We start from the raw sequence: 22,228 nt of genomic DNA on the forward strand, positions 1-22,228 counted from the left end.
TCACCACCATGCCAGAGACACCTTTCGCGAGCCGCAGAGGACTGCTCTTCGGAGCGGCCGCCGTATCCGCCGGCGTGTTCGCCACCGGCTGTACGAGCAACGAGCCGAGCAAGGACGAGTCCGCGGCGAAGGACCAGCCGGCCGCCGACGACAAGCCCGGCAAGCCGGTCACCATCGGCTTCGCCGGACCGCAGGCCGACCACGGCTGGCTCAACGCCATCAACGACAACGCCAAGAAGCGCGCGGAGAAGTACTCCGACGTCACCCTGGAGATCACCGAGGGCTCCAACGACACCGCCCAGCAGATCGGCCAGATCGAGACCCTCATCAACAAGAAGGTCGACGTCCTGGTGATCCTGCCCGCCGACGGCAAGGCCCTCACCCAGGTCGGGCTCAAGGCGATGCGCGCCGGCATCCCCGTGGTCAACCTCGACCGCATCTTCAACACCCCCCAGGCCTACCGCTGCTGGATCGGCGGCGACAACTACGGCATGGGCCTCAACGCCGGCCACTACATCGGCGAGAAGCTCAGGGACAAGCAGGGTGCCAAGGTCGTCGAGCTGGCCGGCCTGGACAACCTGGAGCTGACCAAGCAGCGCACCCAGGGCTTCGACGACGCGCTGAAGAACTACCCCAACATCAGCAAGGTGGCCCGCCAGGCCGCCGAGTTCACCGTCGAGTCCGGCCAGGCCAAGATGGCCCAGCTGCTCCAGGCACAGTCGCAGATCGACGCGGTGTGGAACCACGACGACGACCAGGGCGTCGGCGCGCTGCGCGCCATCGAACAGGCCGGGCGCGACGAGTTCCTGATGGTGGGCGGTGCGGGCGCGCTGGCCGCCTTCGAGGCCATCAAGGCCGACAACGGTGTCCTGAAGGCCACCGTCCTCTATCCGCCGACCATGGCCGCCTCCGCGATCGACCTCGCCCGCGCCCTCGGCCAGGACAAGGGCGTCGGCGGCCTCGCCGAGTTCGAGATCCCCTCGTTGGTGACCTGCTACTCGGCCGTCGTCGACAAGGACAACGTGGACCAGTACATGTCCACCGGCTTCCGGTGAGGAGCCCCGCCCCACGGGCCTGACCAGCCCACCGGGCGGGGTCCACCCCCGCCCGCCACGACGACGAGGAGGACATCCGAATGGCACAGCCGCAAGCGTCCGAAGGGGATCGGACGGGGAAGCCACCGCTGCGCGTCGGCATGGTCGGTTACGCCTTCATGGGCGCCGCCCACTCCCAGGGCTGGCGGACCGCGGGCCACGTCTTCGATCTCCCGCTCCGCCCCGAACTGGCCGTGATCTGCGGCCGGGACGCGAAGGCCGTGCGCGCCGCGGCCGACCGGCACGGCTGGGCGGAGACCGAGACGGACTGGCACGCCCTGGTGGAGCGGGACGACATCGACCTCGTCGACATCTGCACGCCCGGTGACAGCCACGCCGAGATCGCGCTCGCCGCGCTGGCCGCGGGCAAGCACGTGCTGTGCGAGAAGCCCCTCGCCAACACCGTCGCGGAGGCCGAGGCGATGGCCCGCGCCGCACAGGAGGCGCAGGCACGCGGCCGGCTGGCGATGGTCGGCTTCAACTACCGCCGGGTGCCCGCCACCGCGCTGGCCCGGCGGATGGTGGCCGAGGGCCGGATCGGCACCCTGCGGCATGTGCGGGTGGCGTACCTCCAGGACTGGCTGGTGGACCCGGCGTTCCCGCTGACCTGGCGGCTGCGCCGGGAACAGGCCGGCTCCGGCTCGCTCGGCGACCTGGGCGCGCACATCGTGGACCTGGCCCAGTACCTGGCCGGTGAGCGGCTGGCGGGTGTCTCCGCGCTCACCGAGACCTTCGTACGGGAGCGGCCGCTGCCCAGCGCTCCCAGCAGCGGTCTGGCCGCCGTCTCCGCCGCCGGCACCGGACAGGTCACGGTGGACGACGCGGCCCTGTTCACCGGCCGCTTCGCCTCCGGCGCCCTCGCCGCCTTCGAGGCCACCCGGTACGCCACCGGCCGCAAGAACGCCCTGCGCATCGAACTCAACGGCGAGCGCGGCTCGCTCGCCTTCGACCTGGAGCGGCTCAACGAACTGGAGTTCCACGACGGCACCGGGCCCGGCACGCACGCCGGGTTCCGCCGCATCCTCGTCACCGAACCCGACCACCCCTACCTCGAGGCATGGTGGCCGCCCGGCCACGGACTCGGCTACGAGCACACCTTCGTGCACCAGGCCCGCGACCTGGTCCACGCGGTCGCAGAGGGCCGCGCGCCCGAGCCCTCCTTCGCCGACGGGCTCCAGGTGCAGCGTGTCCTGGCGGCGGTGGAGGAGAGCGCCGAGAAGAACTCCGTCTACACACCGATCGCCGCCTGAGAGGACGGAAAACAGATGCCGCGCGACTTCACACTCTTCACCGGCCAGTGGGCGGACCTGCCGCTGGAGGAGGTCTGCCGACTCGCCCGCGACTTCGGCTACGACGGCCTCGAACTCGCCTGCTGGGGCGACCACTTCGAGGTGGACAAGGCACTCGCCGACCCCTCCTATGTCGCCGGGCGCCACCAGCTCCTGGAGAAGTACGGCCTGAAGTGCTGGGCGATCTCCAACCATCTGGTCGGGCAGGCGGTCTGCGACGCCATCATCGACGAACGCCACCGGGCCATCCTGCCCGCCCGCATCTGGGGCGACGGCGAGGCGGAGGGCGTACGGCAGCGGGCCGCCGCCGAGATCAAGGACACCGCGCGCGCCGCGGCCCTCCTCGGCGTCGACACCGTCATCGGCTTCACCGGCTCCGCCATCTGGCACCTGGTCGCCATGTTCCCGCCCGCCCCCGAGTCGATGATCGAGCGCGGCTACGAGGACTTCGCCGAGCGCTGGAACCCGATCCTGGACGTCTTCGACGCCGAGGGCGTGCGCTTCGCGCACGAGGTGCACCCCAGCGAGATCGCCTACGACTACTGGACGACCGTACGTGCCCTGGACGCGGTCGGCCGCCGTCCCGCCTTCGGCCTCAACTTCGACCCGTCCCACTTCGTGTGGCAGGACCTGGACCCGGTCGGCTTCCTGCTGGACTTCCGGGACCGGATCTACCACGTCGACTGCAAGGAGGCCCGCAAGCGCCTCGACGGGCGCAACGGCCGCCTCGGCTCCCATCTGCCCTGGGGCGACCCCCGGCGCGGCTGGGACTTCGTCTCCGCCGGTCACGGCGACGTTCCCTGGGAGGACGTCTTCCGCATGCTGCGCTTCATCGACTACCAGGGGCCCGTCTCCGTGGAGTGGGAGGACGCCGGTATGGACCGTCTACAGGGCGCCCCGGAGGCGCTGACCCGGCTGAAGGCCTTCGACTTCGAGCCGCCCAGCGCGTCGTTCGACGCCGCCTTCAACAGCTGACCAAGGCGTGCGGCGGCGGTCCCGCGAGCGGGTGCCGCCGCCGTACGGCAGGCCGGGGCCGGGGACCGGCGGGTCCGCCGGCCCCCGGTCAGCCCTGCCCGTACCCCGCTTTGTCCTGTACTGGGAAAAAGTTCAACCGCTTTTTGAGCCAGGGGTGTTCGCCCCGGAAGAAGGCGGTTACCGTCCCTGAAGTGTTCAGGACACCCACGTCTCCGGGGTGACGGCGCACCCCGGCGCCCGCACCCACCCCGCGTACCGCACCTCCCCGCACCTGTTCCGTACGGCCCCACCCCGTTCCCGGAGGGACTTCGTGCACAGAAGCAGACTCACATCCACCAACACCCCGAGGCGTCGATCCGGACTGCGCGCCGGCCTCGCCCTGTTCACCGGACTGCTGCTGGCCGTGGGTACCCCGGCGACCGTCGCCGGCGCCCACCCGGGCCACCCGGAGCACGACGAACCGGCGGCAGCCGAGGGGCAGTTCCAGCAGGTGCCACTCGCCAAGGGCGAGCCCGAGACGGGTGAGCCGATGTCGCTCACCGTGCTCCCGGACCGCAGCGTGCTGCACACCTCGCGCGACGGCACACTGCGCCTCACCGACCAGGGCGGCGTCACCAAGGTCGCCGGCAGGATCCCCGTCTACAGCCACGACGAGGAGGGCCTGCAGGGCGTCGGCGTCGACCCGGACTTCGAGAACAACCGGGCGATCTACCTCTACTACGCCCCGCCGCTCGACACCCCGGCCGGCGACGCCCCGGAGAACGGCACCGCCGCGGACTTCGCGAAGTTCGACGGCGTCAACCGCCTCTCCCGGTTCGTCCTCAACGCCAACGGCACGCTGAACATGGCCAGCGAGAAGAAGGTACTGGACGTCGAGGCCTCCCGCGGTATCTGCTGCCACGTCGGCGGCGACATCGACTTCGACGCCGAGGGCAACCTGTACCTCTCCACCGGCGACGACACCAACCCCTTCGCCTCCGACGGCTACACGCCGATCGACGAACGGGCCGACCGCAACCCGGCCTTCGACGCCCGCCGCAGCTCCGGCAACACCAACGACCTGCGCGGCAAGATCCTCCGTATCAAGGTCGCCGAGGACGGTTCGTACACCGTCCCGGACGGAAACCTCTTCGCTCCCGGAACCGAGAAGACCCGCCCCGAGATCTACGCGATGGGCTTCCGCAACCCGTTCCGCATCAGCGTCGACGACAAGACCGGCGTCGTGTACGTCGGTGAGTACGGTCCCGACGCCGGCGCCGCCGACCCGAACCGCGGCCCGGGCGGACAGGTCGAGTTCGCCAGGATCACCGAGGCCGGCAACTTCGGCTGGCCGTTCTGCACCGGCGACAACGACGCCTACAACGCGTACGACTTCGCCACCGGCACCTCCGGGGAGAAGTTCGACTGCGACGCCCCGAAGAACACCTCGCGGCACAACACCGGCCTCACCGACCTGCCGCCCGCCCAGCCCGCATGGATTCCCTACGACGGCGGATCCCTGCCCGAGTTCGGCAGTGGCTCCGAATCCCCGATGGCCGGCCCGGTCTACCGCTACGACCCCGAGCTCGAGTCCTCGGTGAAGTTCCCGGAGGCGTACGACGGGGACTTCTTCGCGGGCGAGTTCGGCCGCCGCTGGATCAAGCGGATCGAGCAGACCGAGGACGGCACGGTCGAGAAGATCAACGACTTCCCGTGGACCGGCACGCAGATCATGGACATGGAGTTCGGGCCCGACGGCGCGCTCTACGTCCTCGACTACGGCGTCTCCTGGTTCCAGGGTGACGAGAACAGCGCGCTCTACCGGATCGAGAACGCCGAGGACGGCTTCTCCCCGATCGCCGAGGTCAGCGCGGACAAGACCTCCGGCGCGGCCGGTCTGAAGGTCAAGTTCACCGCCACCGCCAAGGACGCCGACTCCCCGGACCTCACCTACGGCTGGGACTTCGGCGACGGAACCACGGGCGAAGGCCTCACCCCCACCCACAAGTACAAGAAGGTGGGCACCTACACCGCGACCTTCACCGCGAAGGACCCCGAGGGCAACACCGGCAACGCCAGCGTCCGGATCGTGGTCGGCAACACCGAGCCCACGGTGAGGATCACCGTGCCGGGCAACGGCAGTCTGGCCGCCTTCGGCGAGCCCGTCCCCTTCAAGGTGACCGTCACCGACCCCGAGGAGACCGTCGACTGCTCCAGGGTCAAGGTCGCCTACAGCCTCGGCCACGACTCCCACGCCCACGAGCTGACCAGCGAGATGGGCTGTGAGGGCACCCTCGAGCCGCCCCCCGGGGACGGCGGTCATGACCCGAACGCCAACATCTACGGTGTCGTCGGCGCCAGTTACACCGACGGCGGGGCGAACGGCCAGGAGGCCCTGACCGGCACCGCCCGCACCGTGATCCAGCCGCTGCACCGCCAGGCCGAGCACTTCACCGCCCAGTCGGGGGTGGACACCTTCGACAAGGAGGGCGCCAACGGCGGCAAGACCGTCGGTGACATCCACGACGGCGACTGGATCTCCTTCAGCCCCTACCGGTTCGACGGGCAGAAGAAGATGACCGTACGGGCCTCCTCCGGCGGCTCCGGCGGCTTCGTCGAACTGCGCACCGGCTCGCCCGACGGCAAGCTGCACGGCTCGGCGTACATCCCGCCGACCGGCAGCTGGGAGACGTTCCAGGACGTCGACGTGCCGCTGAGGTCGCTGCCGAAGAAGACCTCGGAGATCTACCTCGTCTTCAGGGGCGGCGACGGCGCGCTGTACGACGTGGACGACTTCGAGTTCTCCAAGGAGCCCTTCAAGAAGGGCAAGAAGGTACTGGTCTTCTCCAAGACGGCCGGCTTCCGCCACGACTCCATCGGGGAGGGTGTCGCCGCCCTGAAGGAACTGGGTGCCCCGGCCGGCATCTCGGTCACCGCCACCGAGGAGGCCCGGCAGTTCACCACCTCCAACCTCGCCAAGTACGACGCGGTGGCCTTCCTGTCGACCACCGGTGACGTCCTGAACGCCGAACAGCAGAAGGCGTTCGAGAACTACGTGAAGAACGGGGGCGGCTACATGGGTATCCACGCAGCCGCCGACACCGAGTACGACTGGGAGTTCTACGGCGGACTCGTGGGCGCCTACTTCGACTCGCACCCGGCCATCCAGAAGGCCACCGTGCGCGTCCACGACCACGACCACCCGTCCACCGCGCACCTGGAGGACACCTGGGAGCGCACCGACGAGTGGTACAACTACCGCACCAACCCGCGTGACCAGGCCAAGGTCCTCGCCACCCTCGACGAGACCACCTATTCCGGCGGCACCATGAAGGGCGACCACCCGATCGCCTGGTGCCAGAAGTACGGCGGCGGCCGCTCCTTCTACACCGGCGGCGGCCACACCAAGGAGTCGTACGCCGACGAGGCCTTCCGCACCCATCTGCTCGGCGGGATGCAGTACGCCACCGGCCAGGTGAAGGCGGACTGCAAGCCGGACAAGGGCTACCGGGAGATCTTCAACGGCCAGACCCTGGACGGCTGGAAGCAGGCCGGCCCCGGCACGTTCGACGTCAAGGACGGCACCCTGGTGTCCGAGGGCGGCATGGGGCTGCTCTGGTACCAGGCCAAGGAGCTGCGGTCGTACTCCCTCAAGCTCGACTGGAAGATGCGGGGCGACGACAACTCCGGTGTCTTCGTGGGCTTCCCGGCCTCCGACGACCCCTGGTCCGCGGTGAACAAGGGCTACGAGATCCAGATCGACGCCACGGACGCGCCCGACCGCACCACGGGCTCCGTCTACTCGTTCCAGTCGGCGAACATCAAGGCCCGTGACCAGGTCCTGCGTCCGCCCGGCCAGTGGAACTCCTACGAGATCAAGGTCCGCGGCGAACGCCTCCAGGTGTTCCTCAACGGAGTCAAGATCAACGACTTCACCAACAAGGACCCCGAGCGGAGCCTGACCGACGGCTACATCGGTCTGCAGAACCACGGCTCCGCCGACCAGGTCTCCTTCCGCAACATCCAGATGAAGGAGCTGCCCTCCTAGGGCGACCGGAACGGCGGCGGGCGGAGGACGCCGGACCTCCGCCCGCCGTCCCGGGGGNTGTGCCCGGCACCCCGCCGGGCACACCGTCCGGCACCCCACCGGGCCGTGTGCCCGGCAGCACCCCGCTCGGTTCCGCTTCCGGCACTCGCACCCGGTTCGCGTACGACAAGGAGGCTGCCCATGTCCGCCGAACCGTTCCTCCCCGCCCCCACCGCCGAACCGTTCCTCCCCACTCCCACCGCCGGAGCTTCCCCGGCCCCCCGCTTCGGTGTCTGGTTCATCGGGGCGCGCGGCTCCGTCGCCACGACCGCGATCGCGGGCTGCGCCGCCGTCGCCGCCGGGCTGCACCCTCCGACCGGCATGGTCACCGAGACCCCCGACTTCGCCGCGTGCGGTCTGCCGTCGTTGTCGTCCCTCGTCTTCGGCGGTCACGACACCGTCGACTGCCCGCTGCCCAAGCGTGCCGAGCACCTGGCCGCCGGCGGCGTCCTGCCGCACGGCCTGCCGTCCGCCGTCCACGCCGAACTCGCGGCCGCCGACCGGGAGATCAGGTCCGGTGGTCCGCTGCCCGCCGACACCGACGGCGGTGGCCCGGTCCGCACGGAGGACGACTGGATCGACGTGTTCGCGGCCGACATCCGCGACTTCGTCAGCCGCCAGGGCCTCGCCGGCGCCGTCGTGGTGAACGTCGCCTCCACCGAACCCGCTCCCGCCGACGGCTGCCTGCCGCCCAGCTCCCTCTACGCGGCGGCCGCCCTGCGGGCCGGCTGCCCGTACGTCAACTTCACGCCCTCCACGGGGCTGCACCACCCCGCACTGGCGGCGGCCGCCGAGTCCTCGGGCCTGCCGTACGCGGGCCGTGACGGCAAGACCGGCCAGACCCTGCTGCGCTCGGTACTCGGCCCGATGTTCTTCCAGCGCGCCCTCGCCGTGCGCGCCTGGTCCGGCACCAACCTGCTGGGCGGCGGCGACGGCGCCGCCCTCGCCGACCCGGCGGCCGCCGCGGCCAAGAACGCCGGCAAGGAACGCGTCCTCACCGACACCCTCGGCGCCGCCGTCGAGGGCGAGGTCCACATCGACGACGTGCCCGCGCTCGGCGACTGGAAGACCGCCTGGGACCACATCGCCTTCGACGGCTTCCTCGGCTCCCGGATGATCCTGCAGACCATCTGGCAGGGCTGCGACTCGGCACTGGCCGCCCCGCTCGTCCTCGACCTGGCCCGCCTGGCCGTCCGCGCCCGGCAGAAGGGCCTCACCGGCCCGCTGAGCGAACTGGGCTTCTACTTCAAGGACCCGGTCGGCGACGGCCCCGCGTCACTGGCCGAGCAGTACACCGAGCTGCAACGCTTCGCCGGACGCCTCCGCGACGACACGGACCGCCCCGGGACGCGGCGATGACCCGCGACCACCCCACACCGAACACGCCGGCGCAGGACCCGCCCGTGCCGGAGAAACCCGTGCCGGACGCGCCCGCGCCGGAGGGCGCCGCGCCGCACGGGCCCATAGTGGTCGGGGCGGCGGGCGGGACGGAGGGCGCGACGGCGGGCGGACCCGCCTGCGGGGGCGATGCCTCGTCCCGCGCGGCCGGCACCGGGACGGGCGCCGGCCGCGCCGGGGCCTGGGCCGAACTGCTGCGGCTGCCCGCCCTCTTCACCGTCCCCGGCGACGCCCTGGCCGGCGCGGCGGCGGCCGGTGCGCGCCCCGGACCCCGCACCCTGCTCGCCGTCGGTTCCTCTCTGTGCCTGTACGAGGCCGGCATGGCCCTGAACGACTGGGCGGACCGTGCGGAGGACGCCGTGGAGCGGCCGCACCGCCCGCTCCCGTCCGGACGTATCCGCCCGGCCGCCGCCCTCACCGCGGCCGGTGTCCTCACCGGCGCCGGACTGGCGCTCGCCGCCGGCGCCGGACGCCCCGCCCTCGCGGTGGCCACACCGCTCGCGGCCGCCGTCTGGGCCTATGACCTCAAGCTCAAGCACACACCCGCGGGCCCGGTGGCCATGGCCGCCGCCCGCGGACTGGACCTGCTCCTGGGCGCCGCGGCCACCGCAGGCGGCACCCGGGCGGCGCTGCCCTCCGCCGCGCTGCTCGGCAGTCACACCCTCGCGGTCACGGCCGTCTCCCGCCGGGAGACCACCGGCGGCTCGGTCCTGGCCCCGCTGGCGGCGCTCGCGACGACGGGCGCGCTGACCCGGCTGGTCACCCACCGCCGCACCCGACTCCCGGCAGGCCGGCGGGCAGCAGCCGCCCCCGGTCTGCCGGGTTCCAGCCCGCCCGAGGGGCCGCCCGGGACCGCCCACACACTCGCCGCCGCCCTGGGAGCCGTCTACGCCGCCACGGCCGCCCGGCCCTACCTCCACGCGGCGCTCAACCCCTCACCCCCGCTCACCCAGCGCGCCGTCGGCGGTGGCATCCGGGCCACGATCCCGCTCCAGGCCGCGCTGGCCGCCCGTTCCGGCGCGACTGCCACGGCCCTCCTCATCGGGGCCCTCGTCCCGGCCGGCCGGATGTTCGCCAGGAGAGCCGCCATGAGGAAGGTGAGCATCACGTGAGCCCGCACCCGAACCCGGACCAGGCCGTCACCGGGGACAGCCGTGCCCCTGCCCGGAGCGGGAGCGGGAGCACCGGTGTGTCCGCGGCCCGGGACGAGAGCGGGGGCCGGCGTGCTCCCGCCCCCCTCCGCTTCGGCTACGGCACCAACGGTCTCGCCGACCTGCGTCTCGACGACGCCCTCGGTCTGCTCGCCGACCTCGGTTACGACGGGGTCGGCCTCACCCTCGACCACATGCACCTCGATCCCCTCGCCCCGGACCTCGCCGCCCGCACCCGCCGGGTCGCACAGCGGCTGGACCGGCTCGGTCTCGGCGTCACCGTGGAGACCGGGGCCCGTTACGTGCTCGACCCCCGCCGCAAGCACGGCCCGTCGCTGCTGGATCCCGGCCCGGACGACCGGGCCCGCCGTGTCGACCTCCTCCTCCGGGCGGTCAGCGTCGCCGCCGATCTCGGCGCGCACGCCGTTCACTGCTTCAGCGGGACCGTCCCCGACGGCACCGACGAGGACACCGCCTGGAAACGCCTCGCCGAGACACTCACCCCCGTGCTGGAAGCCTCCGCCACCGCCGGTGTCCCCCTCGCCGTCGAGCCCGAACCCGGCCATCTCCTCGCCACCCTCGCCGACTTCCACCACCTGCGCCGCACCCTCGGCGATCCCGAGCCGCTCGGTCTCACCCTGGACCTCGGCCACTGCCAGTGTCTCGAACCCCTCCCGCCCGCCGACTGCGTACGCGAGGCCGCCCCCTGGCTGCGCCACGTCCAGATCGAGGACATGCGCCGTGGCGTCCACGAGCACCTCCCCTTCGGGGACGGCGAGATGGACTTCCCGCCGGTCCTCGCGGCCCTCGCCGCGACCGGATACCAGGGCCTGACCGTCGTCGAACTGCCCCGCCACTCCCACGCGGGCCCCCACTTCGCCGCCCAGTCCCTCCCGTTCCTCCGCCGGGCCGCCCGGTCCGCGGCGGCCCTCCCCGGCCCTGCCGTCCCCGGCCCCTCCGTCCCCGGCCCCTCCGTCCCCGTCCCACCGCACGGCGATCCCTCCGCCACCCCCGAAGGGAGCACCACCGCATGACCCGCCCCCACGCCACCCCGGCCACCCCGGAGGCAGAGACCACCGAAAGACCGGCGGCCCCCGGTGACGGCACCACCCCCGCCCTCACCACCCCCGCCGGGCTGCACAGCCGTCTCACCGAACGGCTGGACGGAGCCGCCCGCGCCTGGCTCGACCAGGCCCTGGACGAGGCCTCCGCACACCCGGGCACCCGCGGGCCCATCTCCGTGTGGGAACTGCGCCTGGCCGAAGCCGGCCGCCGCTGCGGCCCCGCCCACGCCGACGCCGCCCGCGTCCTCATCCTGCACGCCGCCCGCGCCGACGCCGACGTGCTGACCCGGGTCTACCAGCAGGGCACCGCCGACGAACGCCGCGCCGTCCTGCACGCCCTGCCCCACCTCGTCACCGGCGCCGCCGCCCTCCCGCTCGTGGAGGACGCCCTGCGCACCAACGACACCCGGCTCGTCGCCGCCGCCCTCGGCCCCTACGGCGCCCGCCACCTCGACGCCCACGCCTGGCGGCACGCTGTGCTGAAGTGCCTCTTCACCGGCGTCGCCCTCGACCAGGTCGCGGAGCTGGCCCGGCGCGCCAGCGCCGACGCCGAACTCGCCCGCATGCTCGGCGACTACGCCGAGGAGCGCACCGCCGCCGGCCGCCCCGTCCCGGAGGACCTGCACCGCGTCCTGGCCCTGACCGGTTCCACCGCCGCCGCTCCGGCCCAGGGCACGGACGACCCCCACGGCAAGGAGTCCTGATGCGCATCTTCGACCCCCACATCCACATGACGTCCCGCACCACCGACGACTACGAGGCCATGTACACCGCCGGTGTCCGCGCCGTCGTCGAGCCCGCCTTCTGGCTGGGCCAGCCCCGCACCTCGCCCGCCTCCTTCTACGACTACTTCGACGCGCTCCTCGGCTGGGAACCCTTCCGCGCCGCCCAGTACGGCATCGCCCACCACTGCACCCTCGCCCTCAACCCGAAGGAGGCGGGCGACCCGCGCTGCACCCCCGTCCTCGACGAACTGCCCCGGTATCTCGTCAAGGACAACGTGGTGGCCGTCGGCGAGATCGGCTACGACTCCATGACGCCCGCCGAGGACGCCGCCTTCGCCGCCCAGCTCCAGCTCGCCGCCGACCACGGCCTGCCCGCGCTGGTGCACACCCCGCACCGCGACAAGCTCGCCGGCCTGCGCCGCACTCTCGACGTGGTGCGCGAGTCCGCGCTGCCCATGGACCGTGTCCTGGTCGACCACCTGAACGAGACCACGGTCAAGGAGGCGAAGGACAGCGGCTGCTGGCTCGGCTTCTCGGTCTACCCGGACACCAAGATGGACGAGGAGCGGATGGTCGCGATCCTGCGCGCCCACGGCCCCGAGCGGGTCCTGGTGAACTCCGCCGCCGACTGGGGGAAGAGCGACCCGCTCAAGACCCGCAAGGTCGCCGACCTGATGCTCGCCGAGGGCTTCACCGAGGACGACGTCGACCGGGTGCTGTGGCGCAACCCCGTCGCCTTCTACGGACTCAGCGGCCGCCTGAACCTCGACGTCACCGCCCCGGACGCCACCCACGAGGGCAACTCCATCCTGCGCGGCGCACCGAGAGACGAACCCCGGCCGGCCGGTGCCTCCGCCACGGAGGCGTGAGCCATGCGCTTCCGCCACCCCGACGGCTCCACGGTCCATCTCGCCTACTGCACCAACGTCCACCCCGCCGAGACGCTCGACGGCGTACTCGCCCAGCTCCGCGACCACTGCGAGCCGGTCCGCCGCCGCCTTGGCCGGGACCGGCTCGGCATCGGCCTGTGGCTCGCCAAGGACGCCGCGCACGCCCTCGTCACCGACCCCGCCGCACTGCGCGGACTGCGCTGCGAACTCGAACGGCGCGGCCTCGAGGTCGTCACCCTCAACGGCTTCCCCTACCAGGGCTTCGGCACCGGAGAGGTCAAGTACCGGGTCTACAAGCCGGACTGGGCCGACCCCGAACGCCTGGAGCACACCACCGCCCTGGCCCGGGTACTCGCCGGACTGCTCCCCGACGACGTCCCCGACGGCAGCATCTCCACCCTGCCCCTCGCCTGGCGCACCGCCTACGACGAGCAGCGCGCACAGACGGCCCGCACCGCCCTGCGCACCCTCGCCGAACGCCTCGACGCCCTCCGGGAACTGACCGGGCGCTCCATCCGCGTCGCCCTGGAACCGGAACCCGGCTGTGTCGTCGAGACCACCCGGGACGCCATCGCCCCGCTCACCGCCATCGCCCACGACCGGGTCGGCATCTGCGTCGACACCTGCCACCTCGCCACCTCCTTCGAGGACCCGGGCACCGCCCTGGACGACCTCGCCCGGGCCGGCGTCCCCGTGGTCAAGTCCCAGCTCTCCGCCGCCCTGCACGCCGAACAGCCCCACCTCCCCGAGGTCCGCGAGGCCCTGGCCGGCTTCGCCGAACCCCGCTTCCTGCACCAGACCCGCACGGCCACCGCCGCCGGCCTGCGCGGCACCGACGACCTCGACGAGGCCCTGGGCGGCGACACCCTGCCCGACGCGGCTCCCTGGCGCGCCCATTTCCACGTCCCCCTGCACGCGGCCCCCACCGCGCCCCTCACCTCCACACTCCCCGTCCTGAAGTCCGTGCTGTCCCGGCTCGTCGGCGGCCCGCGGCCGCTCACCCACCACCTCGAGGTGGAGACCTACACCTGGCAGGCCCTCCCGCCCGCTCTGCGCCCCCGGGGCCGCAGCCAGCTCGCCGACGGCATCGCCGCCGAACTCACCCTGGCCCGCGACCTCCTGACGGACCTCGGCCTGAAGGAACTCCCATGAGCGACCCCACCCCCCTGCTCGTCCTGGACGTCGTGGGCCTCACCCCCCGCCTCCTCGACCACATGCCCCATCTCAAGTCGCTCGGCCAGTCGGGCACCCGTGCCCCGCTCGGCACCGTCCTGCCCGCCGTCACCTGCGCCGCCCAGTCCACCTTCCTCACCGGCACCCACCCGTCCGAACACGGCATCGTCGGCAACGGCTGGTACTTCCGCGAACTCGGCGACGTCCTGCTGTGGCGCCAGCACAACGGCCTCGTCGCCGGCGACAAACTCTGGGACGCCGCCCGCCGCGCCCACCCCGGCTACACCGTCGCCAACATCTGCTGGTGGTACGCCATGGGCGCCGACACCGACATCACCGTCACCCCCCGCCCGGTCTACTACGCGGACGGCCGCAAGGAACCCGACTGCTACACCCGGCCCCCCGCCCTGCACGACGAACTCACCGAGAAGTTCGGCACCTTCCCCCTCTTCCACTTCTGGGGACCCGGCGCCGACCTGGTCTCCAGCCAGTGGATCATCGACGCCACCCGCCACATCATGGCCACCCGCCACCCCGACCTGACGCTCTGCTACCTCCCTCACCTCGACTACGACCTCCAGCGCTTCGGCCCCGACGACCCCCGCTCCCTGAAGGCCGCCACCGACCTGGACACGGCACTGGCCCCGCTCCTCGACGACGCCCACGCCGAGGGCCGCACCGTCGTCGCTCTGTCCGAGTACGGCATCACCCGCGTGAACCGGTCCGTCGACATCAACCGCGCCCTGCGCCGCGCCGGCCTGCTCGAGGTGCACACCCAGGACGGCATGGAGTACCTCGACACGATGGCCTCCCGCGTCTTCGCCGTCGCCGACCACCAGCTCGCCCACGTCTACGTCCGCCGCCCCGAGGACCTCGACGCCACCCGCGCCGCCCTCGAAGGGCTGCCCGGCATCGAGCAACTCCTCGACGACGAGGGCAAGAAGGCCCACCACCTCGACCACCCGCGCGCCGGCGAACTCGTCGCCGTCGCCGAGCCCGACGCCTGGTTCACGTACTACTACTGGCTCGACGACGCCCGCGCGCCCGACTTCGCGCAGCTCGTCGAGATCCACCGCAAACCCGGCTACGACCCGGTCGAACTGTTCATGGACCCCCTCGACCCCTACGTCAAGGTCAAAGCGGCGACCGCGCTGGCCCGCAAGAAGCTCGGCATGCGCTACCGCATGGCGGTCGTCCCCCTGGACCCCTCACCCGTTCGGGGCAGCCACGGCCGCCTCCCCGCGAGCGACGACGACGGGCCGCTCCTCATCTGCTCCACCCCCCTTGCTCTCGGAGACCGCGTCGCGGCCACCGAGGTGAAACAACTCCTGCTCCGGCTCGCCGGACTCGGCTGACACGGCATCCCGTGCGGCCCGCGCACGTCCGACTACCGAGAGTCAAACACACGGCACTGACAACGGCCGGTCCCGGCGGCTCCGGAACCGGCCACGACCGAGAAGGCAGGCCACTCGTGACCCTGTACTCCGAACCGTCCCGCACCGATGACGCCGCCGCCGACGCCCCGGACGAGGGGCTGCGCCGCAGCCTCGGTGTGGGCCGTCGCCGCTTCCTCACCACCTGCACCGCCGTGGCGGCCGGAGCCGTCGCCGCCCCCGTCCTCGGCGCGTCCCCCGCCCTCGCCCACGACAGAGGCCACGGGCACGGGCACGGACACGGCCATGGGCACGGCCACGGACGTGTGCTCGTCCCGCCGCACAAGCGCGGCATCATCCTCTACACCGTCCGTGACGCCACCGCCCGCGACCCCCTCGCGAGCGATCTGCCCTCCGGCTTCCGCGAGGTGTTCAAGCAGCTGGCCCGCCACGGCTACCGCCAGGTGGAGTTCGCCGGTTACCGCCAGCACGCGAACGCGCCCGGCGGCGACAACCTGGAAACCGTCCAGGGCGCCAGACTGCTGCGCCGCTGGCTCGACGACTACGGGCTGCGCGCCCAGGGCAACCACGGCTTCATCCCGTCCTCCTGGCCGCTGACCCCGCAGGACAAGGACACCTTCAAGAAGCACCTCGAGATCGCCAACATCCTCGGCATGGACCACATGGGCACCGGCGGCGACCCCACCGGCAGCTCCCACCGCGCCGACTGGGACGTGGCCGCCGACAAGTGGAACGCCCTGGGCGCGATAGCCCGCCGTGAGGGCATCAAGCTCTACACCCACAACCACGACAGCGCCTACGGCTTCCTGCTCGACAGCGGCCCGCTGGACGACCAGGGCCGGCCCACCCGCAGCTCCGGCATCCGGAAGCTGGAGTACTTCCTGAAGGTCACCGACCCCAGGCTGGTCTGGCTGGAGATGGACATCTTCTGGGCGCACGTCGCCCAGTACAAGTTCCACACCTACACCGCCCGCGACGGCTCCACCCGCCGCAGCGTCTTCGACCCGGCCGGCCTGGTCGCCCGCCACAACAAGCGCTACCCCCTGTTCCACGCCAAGGACGGCGTCGTCGACACCACCAACGGCATGGGCTACGACATGGTGCCCTTCGGCACCGGGGACATCGACTACACGACGTTCTTCTCCCGGGTCGGACAGAGCAACTACCGCAACCCGATGGTCGAGGACGACAACTCCCCGAGCGCCACCGACCCCGCGCAGTCGCTGCGCGAGGCCAAGATCAGTTACGACAACATGGCGGCCCTGCGCAGGCGCCGCCGCTGATCCGAACCACCGCGGAACGGGTCGGCCGGCCCGCGTGTCCGGCACAGGTCTCCCCGGGCCCCGCACGAGGTGTCCCGGCCGGAGACCGCCCTCCGCGCCGGCTCCGCCCGTACGGCGACCCCCGCACACGACGGTCTCCGGCCCCGGCACTCTCGCCGGGGCCGGATCCGGGCGGGGACCGCACGCAGGCAACGCGTTCTGCCCCGCGGAATCCGTTCGGCGGCTCCGCACGGGCGGGGGTGCCGGCGCGGGCCGGCCGGGGAAGGAAACGCAGGTGAAAGGCGCTGCGAAACCTTGGTATGGTTGTTCACGTCGCTGCGGGGGACACCCCGGCGCGGCGGCAGACACCTGGTCCGGGTGGCGGAATGGCAGACGCGCTAGCTTGAGGTGCTAGTGCCCTTTAACGGGCGTGGGGGTTCAAGTCCCCCCTCGGACACACACAGCCTTTCGAGGGCCACGACCTGAAGGTCGCGGCCCTCGTGGCGTACAGCGGCTTGTAGAGCACCGGGAGTCGAACCGCACCACCGGGACGCCCCGGCGGTGCGGTTCGTCGATCACCAGTGCGGTGCGCGCCCATGACGTACATCCCGTTCACCCGCTGCACCGCGCTCGCCTCTCGGGCGTGACCGGTGTCGTGTACGACGCCGAGGGTGTCATGGTGCCCTCTCGTACGCGCGGCAGGTAGCGCAAACCGAGAGCCGTGGCCGGCGCCCACAGGTTCGAGGCCGGGGTCCGGGAGCTGCCGCGGAGCCAGAGGGTGACGGCCGTCCCGGCGATGGTCCGCGACCTGAGGGGAAGCGCGAGAGTGTTCCTGCACGGACCTCGCCCGGGACGCGGCCATGGTCGTCCGCGAGGGTGGGGTCGAACGTTTCGGTCGCCCTGGTGACGCCGGGCGAACCGGCTCCACCTCCGTCCCTGAGGGACCCCCTCCTGGCACTGTCCACCCGTAGGGGGACGGGCGGACCGTCGGCAGGGACGACGTCCTGGCCGCCACCACGATCCAGTTGTCCGGCGGCAACCTCGGGCAGCGAGCCCTTGCCGAAGCACGCGAGGCGGCACAGGACACTTCGGTCGGCTGAGCGGGTGCGATCGGCATCGCCGCCTTGCCCTCTCATCTGCTACCGCGGACTCGCCACATGAGGTGGCCTCCGGTGCTGCCGGCTGTGACGCCGGGGACGCTCGCCCTCGGTTCCAGCACCGGCCCGGGGCGCTGAGGACGGGCACGGCGGGCGGCCGGTCCGCCAGGAAGTACGGGCTGTCGCAGATGCCTCCTCGCCCGCCGTTCCGAGCGACGACCCACCGTTAGCACGGCCTTCTTCGAGCTCGCCGACGGGGGAGCAGGGCGGGAGCTCAATCCGGCAGGGGGCAGGTGAGGGGGAGGGCGCGTTCGGTCAGTCGTCCGGTGAGGTGGGTGTCGGTGAGGGTGGCGTCGATGAGCCAGTCCGCTGCCGTCAACTGATCGATGGAAGAAACCAGTTCGTCGGAATCCACCGGGACTCGGGCGGCGAGGGTGTTCAGGGCGATGCCCTGGCCGCCGGGTCCGAGGCGTCCCGCGTCGTCCGTCCACGTGGCCAGCGTCAGGGCGAGCAGCCGGGTGGCGGCGGGGGCCTTCTTCTTGCGGAGCTTCTTGTCCGAGACGGCCCTCTGGGCCCAGCCGGAGAGCTTGGGCCGCGTCTTCCTGCCGAACGTGAAGGGGCCCGCCCCGTCCTCGCCGGGCACCAGGGAGGGGACGGTGACCGGGGTGGGGTTCTCCGGCCGGGAGGCGAGCAGGTCGCCGACCGTGCCGGGGATGTCCAGCCAGCCGCAGCCGCTCAGCTTCCCGATCAGATCCTCCGGGTCGGTCAGGCCAAGCCCGGTGACGTCCTGGCCGACGAGGTTGCCGCTGCCGGTGTGCGCGGTGCGCAGGGTCAGCATCAGCACCAGCAGCCGCGCCTCCGCTCCGGGCAGCGGCGTGTGGCCGGCCACGTGCGCGAGGACGGAACGTGCGTACTCCCACTGCGCCGGTACGGTCAGCAGGCGAGCCACGCCCGGTTCCTCGCCCTCCGCGACCTCGCCGGTGCGGTGCCGGTGCTGGCGCCGGATGACGGCGGCGGCCTGCTCGGCGCGCTGGGCCTCCAGCCGCAGGGTGACGTCGCAGCTCACATCGGACCAGGTGAGGAAGGCGCGGGCCTTGCGTTCCTGGAGATCGGCCAGCATCGCCAGGTCGGGTTCCGCGCGCTTCTGGTAGGCGCGGAAGAGGCCACCGAGTTCGACGAGCTCGTCCCGCAGGGATACGGGCCGCAGGTCGCGGGGGATGACGAGCCGGCCGATCCTCTTCTCCGGCGGGCGGCGGCGCCGTGCGGGTTCGGGGCGGGGCCCGGGAACTCCCGTTCCGCCGGTGACCTGCTGCCGGTCGGAGAACTGCGGCGTGGCTGTGCCGGTGCGGGGCGCCGAGGGCACCGGGCTGCCGGGAGCCGGGGGTGCTGATGGCCGGGAGGTGGCCGCGGTCTGTGCTCCGGGAATGGCGGCGGCGCACCGCGAACAGCATTCCAGGGCCTGCCACCAGCGCCCTGCCCGGTCGGTGACCACGGCCAGGACGACCGGCCCGCCGCACCGCCAGGGTGCCGTACGCGCCTGCCGGCCGGTGTCGGGGAAGTGAGCGTGGCAGCCGTCGGCCCGGCAGGCACAGTAGGTGTCGGCCCTGGGGGCGGGGGTGGCGCGCAGGTGGGCCTTGAGGTGGGCGACGGCGGCGGCACGGCCTGCCGCCGCGGAGGGCAGACGCTGCTCGTCACAGGCGGGTCGGCCGCACGAGACGCGCACCTCCGCGCTGCCCCGGCCGACGGGGTCCAGACGTACCGTCCACCGGCGCCCCGGCACCCGTTCGTCCAGCTCGCTGCCCGCGGCGGCCTGTGTCATCCCGTACATCCTCCGTGTCCCGTGCCCTGCGTGTTGCCACCACTTCCCCTTGTGGACGGGGTGTCGGGGCGGCGAATCCACGGTATGCAGGACCGCTGCGCGAGGGGACCCGAATTCGCACGGGGTAAGGCTTTCGGGTTACATCGCCGCCCGGATCCGCGGACTCCGCCGAGTCTCTTCTCGTCCTGAACAGTCGCAGGCCAACGGGGCTGGACGGCTTGGACGGTGGGGCGCGGCCAGGGAAGCGTCCCGGACGCTGCTGTGGGACGGGTGAGGCGCCGGACACCGTCGACCCCGCACGTGCCACCCACCGGGCGCCGGGCCGGCGGCCGGTGGGTGGCCGTCGGCCGTTCGGAGGTGAGGGTGCTCTCGCACCGTTCCAGTGGCGGGGCTCCGGCGTCGCGCCATCGGGTGATGTGCTCCTCGACGGCGTCCCGGACGCGGGGCGACCCACCCTGCCGGACCGTCCAGCACGCCTTCCGGCACGGCTTGGCAACCGCGGTGCCGGACGCCGCACAAGGGAGTCGAGCGGCCTCGCCGCTTCGGCCGGCTCCGGCCGAAGGGGCGAGGGACGGCCGGCCCCGGCGCTGAACCGCGATATCAGATGCGGGCGCAGCCCAGCGTCGGACTGTAGTGCTTCATGCTCTCACGGGTGTTCGGGCCGTAGATGCCGTCCGGGAAAAGCCCATACTTGTTCTGGAGGGCCTCAACGGCGAGAAAGGTCTGCGGGCCGTAAAACCCATCGACGCCGAGGTAGGAGTAGCCCTCGCAACTCTTCAGGCTCCGCTGCAGCGCCTTCACGGCCGGGTTCTCCCTGGTCTGGTTGAGTACCAGTTTGCATGTCAAGGTCTTGGAGCTGCCGTAGGCGGGAACCGTGACGGAGTGACCCGAGGTGACGGAGACGGCCTTGGTGGTGTTGCAGGTCGGGTATACAGCCGCGCTCGCGGAGGGGGAGACGGCGACGCCGCAGGCGAGTACGGCCGCCAGGGCCCCCAGGGCGGCAAGGGCGCGAGGCTTGTTGCGGGACGTACGGAAGGACATCGTTCTCCTAAGGGAGGTTGTCGGGCAGGCGTGAGATTGTGAGTAGGAATCAGGGTATTCGGCTATTTTCTGGACATGTCTACGCCTCGCCTGCGCGGTGCTGAAACGTCCCTGTCTGCCGGGGAACAGACCTGGTCCGGTCGTCGCGGCAGGGCCCCGGCGGCCGCATGGGCACTCAGGGTGCCCAGCGCCATCAGGCTAGGGTCGTCGCGGGCCTCCGACTTTGTCATTCATGCAGGGAACTTTGTCAGTGGTGCACCGCCTTGAGCTGACGACGCATCAGGCGGGAGGACCCTGCCGTGCCCCGTCGGGGCCGTTGCGCATCGAGAGAGAATCCAGCCACACTGACGTCCGGAACTGTGCGTGCCGAGAGGTGACTTGTGGGGAAAACGGGCCGCGGTACCGGCAGCCGACCTGATGACCGACGCAGAGGAAGGTCTGCCTCATGAGCCCGGTCCTTGACACCGCGTTCATACCGCCGCGGGACCGGGAGGAAGTGGTCCGCAACGCGGTGTGGCAATCCATGGTGGCGGTCGATATAGACCACCGTCCCGCGGCTGAGGACATCTCCGTTCGCATAGGCCTCGGCACCGTGGGGCCCGTCAGGCTCTGTTCGGCGCGGGCGACCGCGGTCGCTCTCCGCCGGACGGAGCGGCTGGCCCGGGAGGACGAAGAGCCGGCCGTCACTCTGGGTGTGCAGATGACGGGCAGCAGCGTGGTGGTGCAGAACGGTCGCGAATGCCTCCTGAGACCGGGGGAGTTCGCCGTCTATGAATCGATCGCCCCCTACACACATCTCTTCGACGAAGGAGTCGACTACCGCTTCATCCGATTCCCCCGCGCGGCACTCGCGCTCCCCGACCGGCTACTACGAGACGTCACCGCGGTCCCCCTGGGATCCGACAACCCCGTCGCGCGCCTCGCCTTCCCCTACTTCTCCCAACTGGCCGGCAGCGACGAAGCGCACCAGGGCGTGCATGCCGACGCCGTCGTGGAACCCAGCATCGAACTCCTCCGTGCCGTCCTGACGTTCCAGCACGGCAACTCCGGCCTGGCCAAGGAACCGCTGGAAGCGACACTCGGCTTGCGGATCACTCAATACATTCTGGCCCACCTGGCTGATCCCGATCTGTCGGCGGCACGCATCGCCGCCGCACACAACATCTCCGTACGTCACCTCTACGCGGTGCTCTCCCGGTCGGGCATCAGTCTCGGAGACTGGATCCGTACACGCCGCCTGGCCGCATGCAGGCGAGAGCTGGCCGGCCCGAACGGGCGACTGCAGACCATCGCGGCGGTAGGGCGGAGATGGGGCTTCGTGGACGCGACCCACTTCAGCAAGGTGTTCAAACAGGCATACGGAATCCCGCCTCGGGCCTGGCGCGACCAGAACCACCCCCGCTCCTCCGTGTGATGGTCTCCGCGCCGCCGCGCCGATGGCGCCCTTCACCGTGGTCGAGGGCGGACGGGCCATGCCCACACGCTGGACGCCGCCCGGACCCTGTCCCTGTCCCAGCACAGCCGGGTTCAGCGGTACGTACGGGCTTCGACCGGCTCGCCGAGCACGCCGCGCGGGCGCCGGTGGCTTGTGGGCTTGTCGCTGACGTCCTGGCCTCACCCGGTCCTTGACCGGATCGGCGCCTCGGCGACGAGTAAGCCAACTCCCATGACGCCTGCGGTGGTTGTCCTTATGGTGGGTGGGGGCCGATGCCCGGTGGGAAAGGGTGCCGTGTGAACTCCGGCCCGGCGCACCGGCTTCGAAAGCAGGGATCACGTGGTGAGGGGACGGC

General features: G+C 71.9%; 15 protein-coding genes, 1 tRNA gene and 1 pseudogene. 15 read left to right on the plus strand and 2 right to left on the minus strand.

What is annotated here, in order from left to right; genetic code table 11:
* The first annotated feature begins 8 nt into the window (after positions 1-8).
* The 14 genes and pseudogenes from HTV45_RS25595 to HTV45_RS34490 form a co-directional block, all read left to right on the plus strand.
* On the plus strand, positions 9-1,055 hold the full coding sequence (locus HTV45_RS25595; RefSeq protein ID WP_215208237.1) for a substrate-binding domain-containing protein: 1,047 nt from the start codon (positions 9-11) through the stop codon (positions 1,053-1,055).
* Positions 1,056-1,135: 80 nt separating this feature from the next.
* The gene (locus tag HTV45_RS25600) at positions 1,136-2,344 is read left to right on the plus strand and encodes a Gfo/Idh/MocA family protein (RefSeq protein ID WP_215208238.1); all 1,209 of its coding nucleotides are present in this window, start codon (positions 1,136-1,138) and stop codon (positions 2,342-2,344) included.
* A gap of 15 nt (positions 2,345-2,359) precedes the next feature.
* Positions 2,360-3,358 (plus strand): sugar phosphate isomerase/epimerase, encoded by a 999-nt coding sequence (locus tag HTV45_RS25605; protein WP_215208239.1) that lies wholly within the window; start codon positions 2,360-2,362, stop codon positions 3,356-3,358.
* Between the two features lie 310 nt (positions 3,359-3,668).
* The gene (locus HTV45_RS25610; protein ID WP_215208240.1) at positions 3,669-7,385 is read left to right on the plus strand and encodes a ThuA domain-containing protein; all 3,717 of its coding nucleotides are present in this window, start codon (positions 3,669-3,671) and stop codon (positions 7,383-7,385) included.
* Between the two features lie 180 nt (positions 7,386-7,565).
* Complete coding sequence (locus HTV45_RS25615) at positions 7,566-8,783, plus strand: inositol-3-phosphate synthase (RefSeq protein ID WP_215208241.1); 1,218 nt, start codon at positions 7,566-7,568, stop codon at positions 8,781-8,783.
* Positions 8,780-9,934, plus strand: a complete 1,155-nt coding sequence (locus HTV45_RS25620) for an SCO3242 family prenyltransferase (RefSeq protein ID WP_251692739.1) — start codon at positions 8,780-8,782, stop codon at positions 9,932-9,934. The genes HTV45_RS25615 and HTV45_RS25620 overlap by 4 nt, the downstream gene beginning before the upstream one ends.
* A gap of 77 nt (positions 9,935-10,011) precedes the next feature.
* Positions 10,012-11,007 carry a sugar phosphate isomerase/epimerase gene (locus tag HTV45_RS25625; protein ID WP_215208377.1) on the plus strand — a complete coding sequence of 332 codons (996 nt, stop codon included), beginning with the start codon at positions 10,012-10,014 and terminating at the stop codon, positions 11,005-11,007.
* Positions 11,004-11,741 (plus strand): EboA domain-containing protein, encoded by a 738-nt coding sequence (locus HTV45_RS25630; RefSeq protein ID WP_215208242.1) that lies wholly within the window; start codon positions 11,004-11,006, stop codon positions 11,739-11,741. Before HTV45_RS25625 ends, HTV45_RS25630 begins: the two co-directional genes overlap by 4 nt.
* Positions 11,741-12,631: a TatD family hydrolase gene (locus HTV45_RS25635; protein WP_215208243.1), complete on the plus strand. Its 891-nt coding sequence runs from the start codon at positions 11,741-11,743 to the stop codon at positions 12,629-12,631. The genes HTV45_RS25630 and HTV45_RS25635 overlap by 1 nt, the downstream gene beginning before the upstream one ends.
* A 3-nt stretch (positions 12,632-12,634) precedes the next feature.
* On the plus strand, positions 12,635-13,804 hold the full coding sequence (gene eboE, locus HTV45_RS25640; RefSeq protein ID WP_215208244.1) for a metabolite traffic protein EboE: 1,170 nt from the start codon (positions 12,635-12,637) through the stop codon (positions 13,802-13,804).
* Positions 13,801-15,180 carry a nucleotide pyrophosphatase/phosphodiesterase family protein gene (locus tag HTV45_RS25645; protein ID WP_215208245.1) on the plus strand — a complete coding sequence of 460 codons (1,380 nt, stop codon included), beginning with the start codon at positions 13,801-13,803 and terminating at the stop codon, positions 15,178-15,180. The genes eboE and HTV45_RS25645 overlap by 4 nt, the downstream gene beginning before the upstream one ends.
* Before the next feature lie 116 nt (positions 15,181-15,296).
* Positions 15,297-16,502 carry a sugar phosphate isomerase/epimerase gene (locus tag HTV45_RS25650; protein WP_215208246.1) on the plus strand — a complete coding sequence of 402 codons (1,206 nt, stop codon included), beginning with the start codon at positions 15,297-15,299 and terminating at the stop codon, positions 16,500-16,502.
* A 351-nt stretch (positions 16,503-16,853) separates the two neighbouring features.
* Positions 16,854-16,938 (plus strand) — tRNA-Leu (locus HTV45_RS25655).
* A 183-nt stretch (positions 16,939-17,121) separates the two neighbouring features.
* Positions 17,122-17,581 (plus strand): annotated as a pseudogene (locus HTV45_RS34490) (hypothetical protein); the annotation flags it as partial.
* 271 nt (positions 17,582-17,852) lie between these two features.
* Here the strand turns inward: HTV45_RS34490 and HTV45_RS25660 are convergent.
* Together HTV45_RS25660 and HTV45_RS25665 are read right to left on the minus strand one after the other, a co-directional pair.
* Positions 17,853-19,397, minus strand: coding sequence for a hypothetical protein (locus HTV45_RS25660; protein ID WP_215208247.1), 1,545 nt, complete (start codon positions 19,395-19,397; stop codon positions 17,853-17,855).
* 600 nt (positions 19,398-19,997) lie between these two features.
* Positions 19,998-20,438: a peptidoglycan-binding protein gene (locus HTV45_RS25665; protein ID WP_215208248.1), complete on the minus strand. Its 441-nt coding sequence runs from the start codon at positions 20,436-20,438 to the stop codon at positions 19,998-20,000.
* A gap of 445 nt (positions 20,439-20,883) precedes the next feature.
* Here HTV45_RS25665 and HTV45_RS25670 point away from each other — a divergent pair, with 445 nt between their 5' ends.
* The gene (locus HTV45_RS25670) at positions 20,884-21,852 is read left to right on the plus strand and encodes a helix-turn-helix domain-containing protein (protein ID WP_215208249.1); all 969 of its coding nucleotides are present in this window, start codon (positions 20,884-20,886) and stop codon (positions 21,850-21,852) included.
* The last annotated feature ends 376 nt before the right edge of the window (positions 21,853-22,228 follow it).

Origin of the sequence: Streptomyces sp. CHD11 (assembly GCF_018638295.1) — a bacterium.
In the GTDB taxonomy this organism is placed as follows: Bacteria; Actinomycetota; Actinomycetes; order Streptomycetales; family Streptomycetaceae; genus Streptomyces.